Annotated in this window: 16 protein-coding genes; 15 read left to right on the top strand and 1 reads right to left on the bottom strand. The window is 61.0% G+C overall.

Features of this window, described 5'->3' with window-relative positions:
• Position 1 precedes the first annotated feature (1 nt).
• Genes cobN through cobJ form a run of 5 tightly spaced genes read left to right on the top strand, consistent with a single transcriptional unit; the run spans position 2 to position 6528 of the window.
• Positions 2-3295 carry a cobaltochelatase subunit CobN gene (cobN, locus tag ACR0AP_RS00305; protein ID WP_480504574.1) on the top strand — a complete coding sequence of 1098 codons (3294 nt, stop codon included), beginning with the start codon at positions 2-4 and terminating at the stop codon, positions 3293-3295.
• Entirely contained in the window at positions 3292-4413 is a 1122-nt protein-coding gene (locus ACR0AP_RS00300; protein ID WP_480504572.1) for a cobalamin biosynthesis protein CobG, read from the top strand. The genes cobN and ACR0AP_RS00300 overlap by 4 nt, the downstream gene beginning before the upstream one ends.
• Entirely contained in the window at positions 4413-5042 is a 630-nt protein-coding gene (locus ACR0AP_RS00295; RefSeq protein ID WP_480504570.1) for a precorrin-8X methylmutase, read from the top strand. The genes ACR0AP_RS00300 and ACR0AP_RS00295 overlap by 1 nt, the downstream gene beginning before the upstream one ends.
• Entirely contained in the window at positions 5039-5767 is a 729-nt protein-coding gene (locus ACR0AP_RS00290; protein ID WP_480504568.1) for a precorrin-2 C(20)-methyltransferase, read from the top strand. Before ACR0AP_RS00295 ends, ACR0AP_RS00290 begins: the two co-directional genes overlap by 4 nt.
• A complete protein-coding gene (gene cobJ / locus ACR0AP_RS00285; RefSeq protein WP_480504566.1) occupies positions 5764-6528 on the top strand; it encodes a precorrin-3B C(17)-methyltransferase in 765 nt (254 codons plus the stop codon). Before ACR0AP_RS00290 ends, cobJ begins: the two co-directional genes overlap by 4 nt.
• Here cobJ and ACR0AP_RS00280 read toward each other — a convergent pair.
• Positions 6519-7250, bottom strand: a complete 732-nt coding sequence (locus ACR0AP_RS00280) for a cobalt-precorrin-6A reductase (protein WP_480484228.1) — start codon at positions 7248-7250, stop codon at positions 6519-6521. The genes cobJ and ACR0AP_RS00280 overlap by 10 nt on opposite strands.
• Between ACR0AP_RS00280 and cbiE the strand changes: the two genes are divergently transcribed.
• The 10 genes from cbiE (at position 7249) to ACR0AP_RS00230 (ending at position 17340) form a co-directional block, all read left to right on the top strand.
• Positions 7249-8448 carry a precorrin-6y C5,15-methyltransferase (decarboxylating) subunit CbiE gene (gene cbiE, locus ACR0AP_RS00275; protein WP_480504564.1) on the top strand — a complete coding sequence of 400 codons (1200 nt, stop codon included), beginning with the start codon at positions 7249-7251 and terminating at the stop codon, positions 8446-8448. The two genes, ACR0AP_RS00280 and cbiE, sit on opposite strands and share 2 nt — an antisense overlap.
• Entirely contained in the window at positions 8445-8813 is a 369-nt protein-coding gene (locus ACR0AP_RS00270) for a cobalamin biosynthesis protein (protein WP_480504562.1), read from the top strand. The genes cbiE and ACR0AP_RS00270 overlap by 4 nt, the downstream gene beginning before the upstream one ends.
• Positions 8810-9604: a precorrin-4 C(11)-methyltransferase gene (gene cobM / locus ACR0AP_RS00265; RefSeq protein ID WP_480504561.1), complete on the top strand. Its 795-nt coding sequence runs from the start codon at positions 8810-8812 to the stop codon at positions 9602-9604. The genes ACR0AP_RS00270 and cobM overlap by 4 nt, the downstream gene beginning before the upstream one ends.
• Entirely contained in the window at positions 9591-10913 is a 1323-nt protein-coding gene (locus ACR0AP_RS00260) for a cobyrinic acid a,c-diamide synthase CobB (RefSeq protein ID WP_480504558.1), read from the top strand. The genes cobM and ACR0AP_RS00260 overlap by 14 nt, the downstream gene beginning before the upstream one ends.
• Positions 10910-11638: a uroporphyrinogen-III C-methyltransferase gene (gene cobA / locus ACR0AP_RS00255; RefSeq protein ID WP_267363673.1), complete on the top strand. Its 729-nt coding sequence runs from the start codon at positions 10910-10912 to the stop codon at positions 11636-11638. Before ACR0AP_RS00260 ends, cobA begins: the two co-directional genes overlap by 4 nt.
• Positions 11631-12374: a precorrin-6A synthase (deacetylating) gene (gene cobF / locus ACR0AP_RS00250; protein ID WP_480504556.1), complete on the top strand. Its 744-nt coding sequence runs from the start codon at positions 11631-11633 to the stop codon at positions 12372-12374. The genes cobA and cobF overlap by 8 nt, the downstream gene beginning before the upstream one ends.
• A gap of 87 nt (positions 12375-12461) precedes the next feature.
• On the top strand, positions 12462-12920 hold the full coding sequence (locus tag ACR0AP_RS00245) for a DUF302 domain-containing protein (RefSeq protein ID WP_480504554.1): 459 nt from the start codon (positions 12462-12464) through the stop codon (positions 12918-12920).
• A 79-nt stretch (positions 12921-12999) separates the two neighbouring features.
• Positions 13000-14619: a thiamine pyrophosphate-binding protein gene (locus ACR0AP_RS00240; protein ID WP_480504552.1), complete on the top strand. Its 1620-nt coding sequence runs from the start codon at positions 13000-13002 to the stop codon at positions 14617-14619.
• Positions 14606-15790: a CaiB/BaiF CoA transferase family protein gene (locus ACR0AP_RS00235; RefSeq protein ID WP_480504551.1), complete on the top strand. Its 1185-nt coding sequence runs from the start codon at positions 14606-14608 to the stop codon at positions 15788-15790. The genes ACR0AP_RS00240 and ACR0AP_RS00235 overlap by 14 nt, the downstream gene beginning before the upstream one ends.
• Positions 15791-15969: 179 nt before the next feature.
• Positions 15970-17340 carry a tetratricopeptide repeat protein gene (locus ACR0AP_RS00230; protein ID WP_480504549.1) on the top strand — a complete coding sequence of 457 codons (1371 nt, stop codon included), beginning with the start codon at positions 15970-15972 and terminating at the stop codon, positions 17338-17340.
• Position 17341: the final 1 nt, after the last annotated feature.

Below are 17341 nucleotides of genomic sequence, written 5' to 3'. Positions count from 1 at the left end.
CATGCACGTCGTCTTTCGCGAAAGCCACGGGCTCGAGGAAACCGAGACCCCAACCGATCTGGGCCAAAGCCCGGCTGATCTGGTTGTGCTGTCCTTTTCCGACAGTGACCTGGGCGCTTTCGCGGCGGGCTGGCATCGCGGCGGCGGACCTGAGGGGCGGATGCCCACGATGCGGCTGGCCAATCTTGCAGCACTGAAACACCCCCTGTCCGTCGACACCTATGTTGAACAGACACTTGAAGGCGCAAAAGGCATCCTGATCCGTCTGATCGGTGGCGTGCCCTATTGGTCTTACGGATTGCAACAGGTTCTGGCACTGGCGCAGGCCAAAGGCATCGCTCTGGCCGTTTTACCGGCGGATGGGCGCGAAGACACTCGGTTGGATGAGTATTCGACCCTGCCCCTCTCGACCCTGCGGCGGCTGGCACATCTGTGTGACACCGGCGGCGAAGTCGCCGCGCAGGCCGCATTGGCCCAGATGGCGTTGGCAGCAGGGCTTTATGCCGGGCCGGTGATGGGCGCGAAAACCCTACCCGAATGCGGTGCGTGGTGCCCGGATCAGGGTGTCGTCCCGGTGGATTCCGCGTTCGATAACGATGCGAAACGCATCCTTGTCACCTTCTACCGCGCATATCTGACATCCGCAGACACCGCCCCGGTCGCGGCCCTGATCCGCAGCCTGCGCGCCCGCGGGCTCCAGGCGGTGGGTCTGTTTGCCCCGTCACTCAAGGCACCGGTCGCTGCCGACTGGCTCAGGGAACAGGTCGTTGCCCTGAGACCATCGGCGATCATCAACGCCACTTCATTCTCGGGCAAGGGTTCATCCGGCACGTCGCCTCTGGACGCAGCGGATGTGCCGGTGTTTCAGGTCGCCCTCGCCACCTCGCGACGCAAGGCCTGGGCCGAGGCGGAACGCGGCCTTTCACCCGCCGACCTCGCCATGCACGTGGTATTGCCCGAAGTGGACGGGCGAATATCGGCAGGCGTTGCCTCCTTCAAAGAGCCGGGCAAGCGCGATCCGCAACTGGAATACTCGCGTTTTGCGCATCGGGCCGAGCCGGACCGGATCGAGGCGATCATCGACCGGGTATCGGGCTGGCTTGCCCTGAATGACAAACCAAAGGCAGATCAGATTCCCGCATTGGTGCTGTCCACATATCCGGGCAAAGACTGGCAAATGGCCCATGCGGTCGGTCTCGACGCACTGGCCTCGGCTGAGGCGATGTTGTCTGATCTTTGCGGTGAAGGCTACAACATCGCGGCTGGCGAACCAATTGCCGACACACTCTTGGACGCCCGGATATCGTGGCCGCTTGAGGATTATCTGAGCGCACTCGCTGAATTACCCCAGACCCTGCGCACCGATCTGCACACCGTATGGGGCAATCCCGAGCAAGACCCAACTTTCGCTCATGGCGCGTTTCACTTCACGGCTTTGCGACGCGGCAAGGCACTGGTCGCACTGCAACCAGAACGCGGAACACCCGAGCTGCGGGATGACGACTATCATGACCTCTTGCGCACCCCGCGCCACAGTTATGTCGCCTTCTATTTGTGGCTGCGCAAAGGTCTAGGAGCGGATGCGCTGATCCATATCGGTGCGCATGGAACGCTGGAATGGCTGCCCGGCAAATCAGTTGCCCTATCGGCAAACTGCTGGCCCGAGGCGCTGATCCGTGACCTGCCGGTGATCTACCCGTTCATCGTCAACGACCCGGGCGAGGCCGCGCAGGCCAAACGCCGGATCGGCGCGGTGACTCTGGGCCACATCCCGCCTCCCATGAAAGAAAGCGGAACGCCGGATCGGATGGTGCGGCTGGAAGCCCTGCTGGACGAGTTTTCAAACGCGGACGGCCTTGACCCCAGACGCCGTGACCGGTTGCAGGAAGATATCCGGGAAGAAGCACAGGCCATTGGGCTGGAGAACGATCTGGGTCTGGACCAGGCCACCAGCACCGCCGAAGCAATCACCCGCATCGACCGCTTTGTCTGCGATATCAAGGAAAGTCAGTTTGGCGACGGGCTGCACGTCTATGGGCGTGTCCCGGATGTGACCGGCAGTTTCGACCCAGCCCCATCCGCCCATGCCGAACGCAAGGCCCTGATCAATGCGCTGGCCGGCAAGCGGATCGAGGCTGGCCCGTCCGGCTCGCCCTATCGGGGCCGCTTTGACGTGCTGCCGACCGGGCGAAACCTTTACACCACCGATCCGCGATCTGTGCCCACCCGCGCAGCTTACACGCAAGGCGTGAAACTGGCCGAGGAACTGGTACGGCGGCACTTGCAGGAGGAAGGTGATTACCCGAAAGGGCTGATTGTCGATCTGTGGGGATCGGCCACCATGCGCACTGCGGGCGAAGAATTCGCCATGGCCCTGCACCTGCTGGGTGTAAAGCCGGTTTGGGACAAGGGATCCGAGCGGGTTTCGGGTATCGAAGTTTTACCCATCACCGACCTGAGCCGCCCGCGTCTGGACGTCACCCTGCGGGTTTCGGGCTTGTTTCGCGATGTGTTCCCCACATTGTCAGCCCTTTATGGTCAGGCGGTTCGGGCTTTGTCAGAGCGTGATGAAGCGACCGACTGGAACCCCTATGCCGGTCACGCCCCGGCTACGCGGGTGTTTGGCCCGGCACCCGGCAGTTACGGCCTGAACATGACCCATCTGTCCGAGACCTATACGGACGAAGCGCGCACCCAAGCCGGGGAGGCATGGCTGGAGGCCAGCTCGTACGCGCTGGAAGGTGAGCACGTTGCGCAAGACAAAGAGGGAATCACGGATCGTGTCGCCAATGCCGACAGTTTTGTTCACCTCCAGGATCTGACGGAAACTGACCTGCTGCTGGCCAACGATTATGCCACGCATGAGGCCGGTTTTGCCGCCGCCAAGAAATTCGTCGGCGGATCCGCGCAGCTTTACCATCTGGACAACACCAACCCCGATAATCCGCGCGCCCGGACTCTGCCGGAAGAAATCAGCCGCGTCGTTCATGCCCGTGCTGCCAACCCTGGCTGGATCGCGGGGATGCAGCGCCATGGTTTTCGCGGCGCCGCCGAGATTGCTGCGACGCTGGATCACATGGCCTCTTTTGCGCATCTGTCCGGAACCGTCGCTCCGCATCTATTTGATCTCTACCACGAAGCCACATTGGGCAATGAGGCCGTTGATGCCTTTCTGCAAGAGGCCAACCCGAAGGCCCATCAGGCCATGCAAGACAGGTTCCGTGCATTGCTGGAAGCGGGGCTTTGGAACACACGCCGGAATTCGATCCGTGCCGACTTGGAGGGTTTGGGATGAGTGCACCTATCGTTCAAGGCTGGTGCCCTGGCGCACATCGCCCGATGATGTCAGGCGACGGGCTGGTCGTGCGGGTCCGTCCGCGTCTGGCGCGACTGAATGCCAGGCAGGCTATTGGCTTGTGCGAACTGGCTGAACAGTTCGGCAACGGCACCATTGACCTGACCAATCGTGCCAACCTGCAGCTGCGCGGCGTGGATGAGCGCGACCACCAGCCGTTGCTTGTGGAGCTTGCGGCGCTGGACTTGCTTGATACGGAACCCGGCATCGAAGTACGCCGCAATATTCTGGTCACTCCGCTCTATCAGGCGGGCGATTTGACCGCGCGGCTGACACAGGAGTTGATTGATCGACTGGCCGAATTGCCTGCTCTGCCCGCTAAGTTTGGTTTTGCCATAGATACAGGCCCGAAGCGCCTGTTAGCCTCAGATTCCGCAGATATTCGTCTGGAACTGGGTGCCGACGGTCTGATCCTGCGCGCCGACGGCTGCAAAACCGGGCGATGTGTGACCGAGGATGACGCCATTGACCACGTGATCGCACTGGCCCAATGGTTTGCCCAGACTTATACGGCCGAGACACGTCGCATGGCGCGGGTCACTCACGCGTTGCCACAGGAATGGCAGGGATTTGCCCCCGGTCCTGTCGGTGAAAAACTGCAACCCGGCCCCTGTGAACTGGGCGCTCTCTATGGCGCGGCGTTCGGCTCGCTGCCTGCGCGCAAGCTTTGTGAACTGATTGAAGCCAGCGGCGCTTCAGCCCTGCGTGTCACCCCGTGGCGACTGATCCTGCTGGAAAGCGGGGCGGCGATACCCGCCCCGAATTTTGTCACGGACGGAGCCGATCCGATGATGACAACCGACGCCTGCCCCGGCGCGCCGTTCTGCCCGCAAGCGCAAGTGGAAACCCGCGACATCGCCCGTGCATTGGCCCAGCGTATTCCCGGTCGCCTGCATGTCTCGGGCTGCGCCAAAGGATGCGCCCATATGGGCCCGGCCGACATCACAGTGGTCGGAAACAACGGGCGATTTGATCTTGTCAAAAAGGGCCGCGCAGGGGATGAGCCCTGCCAACGCGGGCTCGCCCCCGAAACACTCATGACCATGGACTTCACCTGATGCCCTACACTTACGAAACTGATGGCGCGGCGATCTACAAGGAAAGCTTTGCCACCATCCGGTCCGAGGCTGATCTGACCCGCTTTGATGCCGATGAAGAGCAGGTCGCCGTTCGGATGATCCACGCCGCCGGCATGGTCGGGCTGGAGGAGTTTGTACATTTCTCACCCGGATTTGTGCAGACCGCACGCACGGCGCTGGAAAACGGCGCGGCGATCCTGTGTGACGCGCGCATGGTCAGCGAGGGTGTGACCCGCTTCCGTCTGCCTGCAGACAATCAGGTGATCTGCACCCTACATGACGAACGTGTGCGCCCTCTGGCCGCCGAGATGAGCAACACCCGTTCGGCCGCTGCGCTGGAACTCTGGCGACCGCATCTGGAAGGTGCTCTGGTCGCCATCGGAAACGCGCCCACCGCGCTGTTTCACTTGCTGAACATGCTGGAAGACCCGGATTGCCCGCGCCCTGCTGCGATCATCGGCTGCCCGGTCGGATTTGTCGGAGCGATGGAATCCAAAGATGCGCTATGGCAGGCGCAACCGGTGCCGTCCTGCATTGTCAAAGGTCGTCTGGGCGGCAGCGCCATCACCGTGGCGGCCATCAACGCCATTGCAAGCCGGGCAGAATGAAGATGGGCACCATATACGGTGTGGGCCTTGGCCCCGGCGATCCGGATCTGATGAGCGTCCGGGCTGATCGCCTGCTGCGCAACGCCAAGCATGTGGCATTCTTTCGCAAACCGGGTCGCAGCGGTCAGGCCCGCAAAATCGTCAACGGGATGATCCCCGAAGGCGCGATTGAATTCCCGATGGAATACCCTGTGACCACCGAGATCCCGGTCACCGATCCGCGTTATAACGAGTTGCTGGCCACATTCTATGAAGAGTGCACAGCACACCTGAAGACGCTGTCGGAACAGGGCGAGGATGTGGTGGTCCTGTGTGAGGGCGATCCATTTTTCTACGGCTCGTTCATGCATCTTTACAATCGGTTGCGTGACGAAGCTCCGGTCGAGGTTGTTCCAGCCATCACCGGCATGTCCGGTGCGTGGACGGCCACGGGCGATCCGATCACATGGGGCGATGATGTGCTGACCGTGCTGGTCGGCACCCTGCCCGAGGAGGTTTTGGCTGAACGTATGGCGCAGACAGATGCTTTGGTCGTGATGAAAATCGGGCGGAACATCGACAAGGTAAAACGCGCACTGAAAACCTCGGGGTTGTACGACCGCGCTTGGATTGTCGAATATGCGCAAATGCCGAACCAGACGGTGACAAAACTGTCCGAAGCCTGCGGGAAGATCACCCCGTATTTCTCGATCATCGTTGTGCACGGTCAGGGGCGGCGACCATGAGCGGCTGGGTCAAGATCGCAGGCCTTGGTCCGGGGGACGAGACGCTGGTCACCCCCGAAGTTACAGCGGCTTTGGCCGACGCCACCGATGTGGTGGGCTACATCCCTTATGTAGCCCGCGTGGCCGACCGACCCGGCCTGACCCTGCACGCCAGTGATAACCGGGTTGAAATCGACCGCTCGCAACACGCGCTGCAAATGGCCGTCGAAGGCAGGCGGGTGGTTGTTGTGTCCTCGGGCGATCCCGGTGTGTTTGCGATGGCTGCCGCTGTGTTCGAAGCGTTGGAGAATGGCCCAACAGAATGGCGTGACATTCAGGTAGATGTGCTGCCGGGGATCACCGCGATGCTGGCCGCATCTGCCCGCGCGGGCGCTCCGATGGGGCATGATTTCTGCGCCATCAACCTTAGCGACAACCTAAAGCCTTGGACGCTAATCGAAAAACGCCTGCGCTTGGCTGCGCAAGCCGATTTTTCGATGGCCTTCTATAATCCCCGCTCGAAGTCTCGCCCGGAAGGCTTTGTAAAGACACTGGAAATCCTACGCGAAGAATGCGAGCCCGAGCGGGTGATCCTGTTTGCGCGCGCCGTGTCACGAGCGGATGAGGTGATCCGGGTTTCTACCCTGGCCGAGGCCACGCCCGAGATGGCGGATATGCAGACCGTGGTTATTGTCGGTTCGTCGCGCACCCGAGTCATCGAACGCAAAGGCACGCCGATCGTCTATACGCCACGCTTCACCCCGGTCGAGGATCAGGGATGAGACACCCAGTCCAGCACCTGTGCGACAGTCGAAAGCTCGGTCCGCTTAGGCAGAACAGGGCGCTCGATCATAAGCACTGGCAGGCCCAGCGCCCGCGCTGCGTCCAGCTTGGCGCGCGCACCCAAGCCGCCCGCGTTCTTGGACACCACAAGCTGCGTCCTGTGTTGCTGCATCAATGCGCAGTCATCGGCTTCTGCAAAAGGACCCCGGGCCACGACAACCTGCGCCAAAGGAAAAGGCACGCTGTCAGGCTCGTCCACCAGACGCAGCAGGTAGTGATGCTGGGGCTGGGCTGCAAAGTCTTCAAGATGCATACGCCCGACAGCCAGGAACACACGCTGCGGATCACCTGCAAGCGCATCGACGGCGGCAGTGATATCGGGCACGCGGTGCCAGACATCGCCGGGTTGCAGCTTCCACGCCGCGCGGGTCAAGGCGGCCAGTGGAACCTGAGTTGTGTGACACGCCTCAATCGCGTTCCGGCTCATCTGCGCCGCAAATGGATGGGTCGCATCCACGACATGGGTGATCGCGTTTTCACGGATGTAGTGGGCCAGACCTTCCGGGCCGCCAAACCCGCCAACTCGCACCGGCAACGGCTGCGGACGCGGGGTTTCCACCCGTCCCGCATAAGAATACACAGCCGCAATCCCCTGTTCCGCAACAGCTTTGGCCAGAGCGTTGGCCTCGGTCGTGCCGCCAAGAATCAGGAGGTTGGGCATGTCTGAATCTCCGTGGCTGACCGTTTTGGGATTGGGCGAAGATGGGCTTGATGGCCTGTCGCCTGCAAGCCGTCAAGTGCTGGACCGGGCCGAAGTGATCATGGGGCCGCCTCGTCACCTGTCGCTGCTGCCGGAAAACGAGGCTGAGCGGGTCGAATGGCCGGTGCCGTTCTCGGACGGATTGCCGATCCTGAAAGGCCTGCGCGGACGGCAGACGGTGGTTCTGGCGTCAGGTGATCCGTTCTGGTTTGGCGCGGGGTCCGTCATCGCGCGTAACTTTGATGCCAAAGAGTGGACCGCCCTGCCCGGCCAGTCTACATTTTCGCTGGCCGCCGCGCGGCTGGGCTGGCCTTTGGAAAGCACGCTGACCTTTGGCCTGCACGCTGCGCCTTTGACCCGATTGCGGCCGCATCTGGCCCCGGGACTTCATGCCATTGTGCTATTGCGTGACGGCAAGGCAGTTGCTGAACTGGCGACATATCTTAGCGAAACCGGATTTGCCGACAGCGCGTTGCATGTGATGCAGGCCCTCGGCGGCCCGCGTGAAAGCGTCCAGACAGTGAGCCTGACCGAAGCTTTGCTGGGAACCTTCGATCATCCCGTCTGCGTCGGGTTGGAAGTGACCGGCACTGGGCGGGGACTGTCCAAGGCCTCGGGCAAGCCAGATGATCTTTTTGAAACCGACGGTCAGATTACAAAACGCCCGATCCGGGCACTGACCCTGTCCGCACTGGCCCCGCAGCGGGGCGAGCATCTGTGGGATATCGGCGGTGGCACTGGTTCGATCAGCATCGAATGGCTGATGTGTGACCCGACCCTGACCGCCACCAGTATCGAACCCCGCGCAGACAGGGCCGAACGCATTCGTCGCAATGCCGACGCGCTGGGGCAGGATCGGTTACAGGTTGTCCACGGTACCGCGCCCGAAGCGCTGGCCGGTTTGCCCCTGCCAGACGTGGTTTTCATCGGCGGTGGGCTCAGCCCCAGTCTGCTGGCGTGGCTTCGCGACGCCCTGCCCGCTGGCACCCGGTTGGTCGCCAATGCGGTAACGTTGGAAAGCGAAGCACTGTTGGCGCGATGGCACCAAGACCTGGGCGGAGACCTGTTGCGGATCGAACTGGCACATTCTGCACCGCTCGGACCGCGGCGCGGCTGGAAGGCTGCCTATCCGGTCGTGCAGTGGAGCGTGACCTTATGATCGTGGCAGGCTTGGGCTTTTCATCAGACGCGACGGCAGACAGTTTGCGCGCCGCCTATGACGCGGCAGCGGCCAGCCATGATGTCCAAGCTCTGGCGACGGTTGCCGACAAAAGCGGCCACTCTGCGCTGGCGGCCTTTGCGGAAAGCCTTGCCCTTCCGCTGCATTTCGTGGCGGCTGCCGATTTGGCCGGACAACGCACCCTGACATGCTCTAACCGCAGCCGTGCCGCTTATGGCACCGGCAGCGTAGCCGAAGCATCCGCCCTTGCCGCCGCCGGGTCCGGCGCGCGGCTGCTTTCACCCAGACACATTTCGGACGACCGGCTGGCCACCTGCGCCATCGCCATCGGAGGACAAACATGACCGTTCATTTCATCGGCGCCGGACCGGGCGCTGCAGACCTGTTGACATTGCGCGGGCGCGACATCATCGCCTCGTGTCCTGTATGCCTATATGCCGGATCACTGGTGCCCGAGGAGATTCTGAGCCACTGCCCCAAAGACGCAAAAATCGTCAACACTGCGCCCATGGATCTGGACCAGATCATGGCCGAGATCGAAGTCGCGCATAAAGCGGGTCAGGATGTGGCGCGGCTGCATTCGGGCGATTTGTCAGTCTGGTCGGCGATGGGCGAACAGATCCGCCGCCTGAAAGAAATGGGCATTCCGGTCAGTGTGACCCCTGGCGTACCATCCTTTGCCGCCGCCGCAGCGGCCCTGGGCACCGAACTGACCCTGCCGGGACTGGCGCAATCGGTGGTTCTGACCCGGACGCCGGGGCGCGCGTCATCCATGCCCGAAGGTGAAACGCTGGTGAATTTTGCCCGAACCGGCGCGACATTGGCCATTCATCTGTCAATCGGCAATCTGGACAAGGTTATTGCAGACCTGACCCCGGCTTATGGCGCAAATTGCCCGGTGGCCGTTGTCTATCGCGCAAGCTGGCCGGATGAACAGATCATCCGCGCAACGCTGGAAACCCTGAAAGGGTCGCTGGATGAAAGCATCTCGCGCACGGCTTTGATCATGGTCGGCCCCGCGCTGGCCGGTGAGGGTTTTGACGAAAGCTGCCTTTATTCCAGAGACTACGACCGCCGCTATCGCCCGCAAAGTGCCGACAGCCCTTGGTCAAGCTGGAGCCATGGTGATGACTAACCCTCCGGGTATTCTGATTTCAGCACCCTCTTCGGGTACTGGCAAGACGACGGTCATGCTAGGCCTCTTGCGCGCGCTGGCCGAAGATGGCCTGACCGTGCAACCCTTTAAAAGCGGGCCGGATTATATCGATCCCGCCTTTCACCGGGCGGCGGCCGGGCGGGCTTCGTTCAATCTGGACAGCTGGGCGATGGCAGATCCCCTGCTCGGCGCAATTTCTGCTCAGGCCGAAGGCGCTGACATTGTGGTGGCCGAGGGCTCGATGGGTTTGTTCGACGGTGTCGCAAAGCCTGGCGAAGTTGGGCACGGTTCGAGCGCCGAGACCGCCCTGCGCATGGGCTGGCCCGTTGTACTTGTGTTGGATGTGGGCGGGCAGGCACAATCAGCGGCGGCAACGGCGCTGGGGTTCAGGATGTACAATCCTGACCTGCCCTTTGCCGGAGTGATCCTGAACCGATGCGCCAGCCCCCGCCATGAACGCCTGACCCGTCTGGGGATGGAGCGCGCGGGCCTGCCTGTTCTGGGCGTCCTGCCCCGGCGTGGTGACTTGACCCTGCCCGAGCGGCACTTGGGACTTATTCAGGCGGTTGAACACCCCGATCTGGAAAGCGCCATTGTAGGCTATGCTGCGTTCTTGAGAGAACATGTGGACCTTGACGCAATCAAGCGGGCAGCTTCCTCAGGCCCCAGCGGACCTTCGTCAGCCGCGCTGCCGCAGCCCCCGGCCCAGCGAATCGCGCTGGCCCGTGATGCCGCCTTTTCCTTTACCTATCCCCACCTTTTGCAAGGGTGGCACGATGCGGGTGCCGAGATCCTGCCTTTTTCCCCCTTGGCAGACGAACCTCCGGCGGCGGATGCCGATCTGGTCTGGCTGCCTGGCGGGTATCCCGAATTGCATGCCGGAGCATTGGCGGCGGCCACCACCTTTCTGAGTGGACTGCGTAAACATGCGGAAACAAAACCGGTGCACGGAGAATGCGGCGGCTACATGGCGCTTGGTCAGGCGCTGATCGACAAGGATGGCGTGCAACATGAAATGGCCGGCTTGCTGGGCCTCGTCACATCCTACCAGAAGCGCAAGTTCAACCTTGGCTACAGAAAGGCCACCCTTCTGGCCCCTATGCCCGGCTTTGCCAAAGGATCGGCATTGCGCGGACACGAGTTCCACTATTCCTCAATCATGGATCAACCGGACGCCCCATTGGCACGCGTGTTTGACGCCGAAGGGGAAGAAGGCCCGCAAACCGGATCACTACGCGGCAATGTCACTGGCACGTTCTTTCACCTGATTGCGGAGGCGTCGGCATGAGCGGCTTTGTCTCTTTCATCGGCTCTGGCCCCGGTGATCCGGAACTACTGACGCTCAAGGCGGTGGACCGGATGCAAAAGGCCGATGCGATCCTGTTCGACGATCTCAGCAGCGGCCCGATCCTGAGCCATGCGCGCGACGATGCGGATCTGGTTGGCGTCGGAAAGCGGGCCGGTCGTCCGTCCCCCAAGCAAGACCATGTCAGCCGGTTGCTGGTGGATTACGCGCAGTCCGGTCAGCATGTGGTGCGCCTGAAATCCGGCGACGGCGGTATGTTCGGACGGCTTGAGGAAGAGCTTGTCGCCCTGCGCGCAGCCGGAATCGCCTATGAGATCATTCCCGGCGTCCCCTCAGCAGTGGCAGCGGCAGCGGCCGCAGGCATTCCATTGACGCGCAGGCTCACGGCCCGGCGGGTCCAGTTCGTGACCGGCCATGACGTCAGTGGTGAGTTGCCCGACGACCTGAACCTGAAAGCGCTGGCTGATCCGCAGGCCACGACCGTCGTTTTCATGGGCAAGCGCACCTTTCCCCTGCTGGTCGAAGCCCTGCACACGCAAGGATTGCCGTTGGATACTCCGGCGCTTATGGCCGAATCCGTCTCGACCCCCGACCAAAAGCTGCAGCGCGCCACGATTGGCGCGCTGGCAGAGCAGCTGAAAACCGAGATTGGCAAAGCACCGGCGCTGATCCTTTATGGTCCGCTGGCGGAGTTCGACGATGATTGATCTGAGCTTGATCGGCATCGGCACCGGCAATCCGGATCATGTAACGTTTCAAGGCGCGCAGGCGATCCGGGCGGCGGATTTGATCCTGATTCCACGCAAGGGGGAAAACAAGGCTGATCTGGCCGGGCTGCGTGAAGCGATCATCGAGCGTGTCGCCGAAACGCCGCCGCAGATTGCCTATTTCGATATTCCCCAGCGCCGGGCCGACGATGGCTACCTGCGCGGTGTCGATGAATGGCACGACGCCATCGCCCTGCGCTGGCAAGCGGCCATAGCCGCTCATCCAGAGGCGCAGCATGTCGCGCTGCTGATTTGGGGGGATCCGTCCCTCTATGACAGCTCACTGCGCATCGCTGCCCGGTTGAACCCGCAACCCAATACCAAGGTTATCCCCGGCATCACCGCCTTGCAGGCGCTGACCGCCGCCCATGCGATTCCGATCAATGATCTGGGCGCGCCCTACGTTGTCACAACCGGTCGTCGTATCCGGGATGAAGGCTGGCCTGATGCGGCCTCGAACGTCGCTGTGATGCTGGACGGCGAATGCTCGTTCCAAACCCTTGATTTGGCAAGTTATGACATTTGGTGGGGCGCCTATGTGGGTATGAAAGAAGAGGTTCTGATCAGTGGCCCGCTGGATGAGGTTGCGCAGAATATCCTTGAGACCCGGGCGAAAGCCCGCGCCGAACATGGCTGGATCATGGATATCTACCTATTGAAGGCTCGACGGAAGTAACGCACGGGCACATGAACACGGGTTTGTGATGTCGCGGGTCGGTCAGGTCTGGCACACAGGTTGCACCTCAATACAGGATACGTGACAATGAAAGCCCTCATTCCCTTGCTCTGCCTGATCGCTTTACCCGTTTGGGCACAGGACGCCCCAACCGGTTGGACCGTGTTTCCCGCGGACAAGACCTACTCGGAACTGGTCGATGCAACCAAGGCTGCGATCAAGGACAACGGATTGATAGTGGTGACGCAGGCTGGACCCACCAAGGCTGCTGCGGCGCGCGGAATCACCATTCCGGGCAATCTGGTTATTGGCGCGTTCAACAACGATTACGCGGTAAGGGTGCTGGAAACCTCTACCAATGCGATGATCGAAGCACCGATCCGTTTCTATGTCACCGAGAACGAGGACGGAACCGCAACCCTGTCTTACAAGACCCCCAGTTTCGTGTTTGACCCTTACATGGCGGAAGGCGGACAAGCCTTGCAGGACATTGCTGCAGAACTTGATAAAACCTTTCAATCTGTCGCTGAAGACGCAGTCAAATAGTCACACTGACGTGATCCGCCTTGCGTCTGGTGGCGTCCTCCGCAATCTGCTTCGAAACGGTTATCTCGGAGCATGACTGATGCAGGACCCCACGCCGCGCGCCGCCGATCTTCTGGCCCAACGCCTGTATGAAGCGGGGTGCCGCCACGCCTTTGGAATGCCGGGGGGTGAGGTGCTGACACTGGTGGATGCGCTTGAGAAGGCGGGCATCACCTTTCATCTGACAAAACATGAAAACTCGGCCGGATTCATGGCCGAGGCCGTGCATCACCGCGACGGCGCGCCTGCGATTCTGGTCGCCACTTTGGGTCCCGGCGCGATGAACGGCATCAACGTGGTGGCCAATGCGTTGCAGGACCGTGTTCCGATGATCGTTCTGACCGGTTGTGTCGATGCGGACGAAGCGCTGACCTATACCCATCAGGTTATGGACCACAGCCAGGTTTACCGTTCCATCACCAAGGGCACGTTTACCCTGACGGCCAAGGGTGCGGATATCATCGCAGACAAGGCGGTGTCGCTGGCCACGCAGCCGCGACCGGGGCCGGTTCATATTGATGTCCCGATCTCGGTCGCCGACACGCCGGTGACGGGTAAAAAACGCCGCCGCCTGGCCAAGGTCGCGCCTGTCAGTCCCAATGGTGAATGCCTTGAAAAAGCCCGGCGCTGGGTGGCTGAGGCCGAGCGACCCATCGCCATTATCGGTCTCGATGTTCTCTATGACGACTCGCGCAGTGTGGTGCAGGCGTTTTTGGAACATTTCGGAATTCCATTTGTGACAACCTACAAGGCCAAGGGTGTTGTTCCCGAAGATCACCCTTTGTGTTTGGGCGGCGCTGGCCTGTCGCCTTCGGCAGACAAGCACCTTGTCCCATTGGTCGAACAAGCCGATCTGGTGCTGTGTCTGGGGTATGACCCGATCGAAATGCGCCCCGGCTGGCGCGAAATCTGGGACCCCGAAGAAAAGCGCGTCATCGACATATCAGCGGTGATCAATGACCACTACATGCATCAGGCGGGTCTTAATCTGGTGGCTGACACGGGCGAGACGCTGGAGGCCATTGCCAAGGGAAACCCTGCCCGCACGACCTGGCCGGGTGGTGAGCCCCCACAGGTCAAAACCGCACTGGCACAGGCCTTTCCCACCGATGAGGAATGGGGACCCGCAGCGGTCATCGCCGAAACGCGCGCTACTCTGCCCCCCGAAACGCTGGCAACCGCCGACAGCGGCGCGCATCGCATTCTGCTGAGCCAGATGTGGGAATGCAGCGAAGAACGTGGGCTGATCCAATCCTCGGCGCTCTGCACCATGGGCTGCGCTGTTCCAATGGCCATTGGTCTAAAACTGGCCGCGCCTGACCGCCCGGTGATCAGCTTTTCGGGTGATGCCGGGTTTCTGATGGTCGCCGGTGAATTGTCGACGGCGGCCGAAATGGGTGGCAATTCGATCTTTCTTGTCTTCGTAGATGCCAGCCTTGCCCTTATCGAGTTGAAACAGCGGCAGCGGCAGATGGGTAAGAATGGCGTGGATTTCGGCCACCATGACTTCGCCGCCATGGGCCGTGCATTTGGTGGGAACGGCCACACTGTCCGCAACCGGGCAGAGTTGCGTGCAGCACTTGAAGCAGCTGTAAAGGCCGAGACATTTACCGTCATCGCCGCTGAAATCGACCGTGGAGGATACGATGGCCGCATCTGAGGGCCCGCTGAAGGGCGTCAAGGTTCTGGACCTCAGCCGTATTCTGGCCGGGCCGACCTGCACGCAGTTGCTGGGTGATCTGGGCGCAAGCGTCATCAAGATCGAAAACCCTGCCACCGGCGGCGACGACACACGGCAATGGGGTCCGCCCTATGTCACCGATGCCGACGGCAACCGCTCGGACCTGAGCGCCTATTTCATGTCAGCGAACCGAAACAAGAAATCCGTGGCGCTGGATATCGCGACTGAGAAAGGTCAGGCGGAAATTCGGCGGCTGGCCTCACACGCGGATATTCTGATCGAGAATTTCAAACCCGGCGGTCTGGCGAAATACGGGCTGGACTATGCCACCCTGTCGCAGGAGTTCCCCAGCCTCGTTTACTGCTCGATTTCGGGTTACGGCCAAACCGGACCAAATGCCAGCAAGCCCGGCTATGACCTGATGGCGCAAGGCTATGGAGGGATCATGTCCCTGACCGGCGACCCGGAAGGCGCGCCAACGAAAGTGGGGGTCGGAATCGCTGATGTGATGTGCGGAATGTATGCGAGCGTTGGTATTCTGGCCGCACTGCGCCACCGCGACCTGACCGGTGAAGGTCAGCAGGTCGATCTGGCACTGGTTGATTCTCAGATCGCATGGCTGATCAACGAGGGCGTCAATTACCTGACTTCTGGCAACGTTCCGCAACGCCGCGGAAACGGGCACCCCAATATCGTGCCTTATGACGTTTACGAGACATCCGATGGGCATGTCATTCTGGCGGTTGGAAATGATGGCCAATTCAAAAAACTGTGCGGTTTCCTGGGACAACCCGAACTTGCCGACGACCCCAGATTCGTGACCAACCCGGCGCGACTGGAACACCGTGATGCGCTGAACGCCATTCTTCGGCCGGCTGTTCAACGGCTGGATACGCGATCCGTAATTTCCGGTCTTGAAGACGTGAAAGTGCCTGTTGGTCCGGTCCAGACGCTGGATCAGGTTTTTGACACGGAACAGGTAGCAGCACGAAATATGCAGATTTCGATGCAGGCCCAGCCCGGTAAGGTGAACCTGATCGGGAATCCCCTTAACCTGTCACGTACGCCTGTAACATATCGCAGCGCACCACCCACCTGCGGGGCGGACACTGACTGGGTATTAAACGCTGAAAACCCGTTCGACGATTGAAACACTTGCACAACTAGGCGGCAAGTTGCTGAAACATGCCTTTGAATCGGCGGATTTTTTCGACTTTTTCACACACGACATTTCACCAATTCGAGAGCGGGGTCGATACTGATACGCCGCTCTCGCACACTCTGTTACATCAAACAGTGTCAAATACCGCAATCAGATTGGACCCAAGTATGAAACAAGACGTTTTTGGACAGATGAACACCTTGGCGCAGCCGGAAGCTGTCGAAGCCTGGAATGGTGTTCTGCTTGGGTTCATGGCACATGCCGCGGTTACGCCCCAACATCTGGGCAAAGTGCTGGAGCTTGAGCCCGATTTTGCTTTGGGCCATGCCGTTAAAGGCCTGTTCATGGCCCTTCTCGGTCGGCGCGAGATGATGGCGGTTGCAGTCGAGGCTTTGGCGGCTGCCAATGCTGCGATGAAACGACAGCCCGTCTCGGCGCGCGAGCGGCTGTTTGTCGATGCTTTGGGGCTGTATCTGGCGGGCCAACTGACACAGGCGGTGCAAAAGTTCGAAGCGGTCCTGCGCGATCATCCGCAGGATACGTTGGCGATGAAACTCAGCCACGCGACCCGTTTCGTTCTGGGCGATCCGGACGGAATGCGCCGTTCGATCGAACGGGTGATGCCTGCATATGAACCCGATCACCCCGGTCGGGGTTATCTGCTGGGCTGCCATTCCTTCGCGCTGGAAGAAACCGGAGCTTATGAAAAGGCCGAAATCGCAGGACGTCAGGCGCTTTGGATGGTGTCCGACGATGCCTGGGGTCTGCACGCGGTGGCCCATGTCCATGAAATGACCGGCAACGCGCAGCTGGGCCTTGACTGGCTGGCCGGGCGCGAGGCGGCCTGGGCCCATTGCAACAACTTCCGCTATCACGTCTGGTGGCACAAGGCCCTGATGCATCTGGATCTTGGTCAGGTCGATCAGGTGATGGACCTGTATGACAATCACGTCCGCAAGGACAAAACCGACGATTACCGCGACATCTCAAACGGAACTTCGTTGCTGATGCGGCTTGAACTAGAAGGCGTAAACGTCGGAAATCGCTGGGAAGAACTGGCTGACCTGAGTGCTGCGCGCACCGAAGACGGCTGCCTGATCTTTGCGGATCTGCATTATCTGCTTGCGCTGACCGGTGACAACCGCGCTGATGCCACCGCCAAGATGCTGACCCGCCTCAACAAAGATGCAGCACGCGCCAATGACGATACCACCCGCCGTATGGCCGATCCCGGTGTCGCGGCCGCCATGGGTCTTGAAGCCTTTGGTGACGGCCATTATGGCACGGCATTTGATCACCTGTTGGCAGCGCGCGGTTCGATGCAACTGGCTGGTGGCAGCCACGCGCAACGTGATGTATTTGAACGCATTACCATCGATTCCGGGCTTCGGGCCGGTCGTCTCGATGCCGTTGAACGCATTCTGGACGACCGTCGCGCCAAGCGCGCCGGGGGAGAAGACAATTATGCCATCGCGCGCCGCGCCCTGATTGATGCGGCCCGTGACGGCGGAGACATGCAAAGCGTCCCCGCCGAATAAC

The sequence above is a fragment of the Ruegeria sp. AF7 genome (assembly GCF_056541885.1).
The sequence above is the reverse complement of the archived record's forward strand: the minus strand, read 5'-3'. Positions and strand labels throughout refer to the sequence as shown.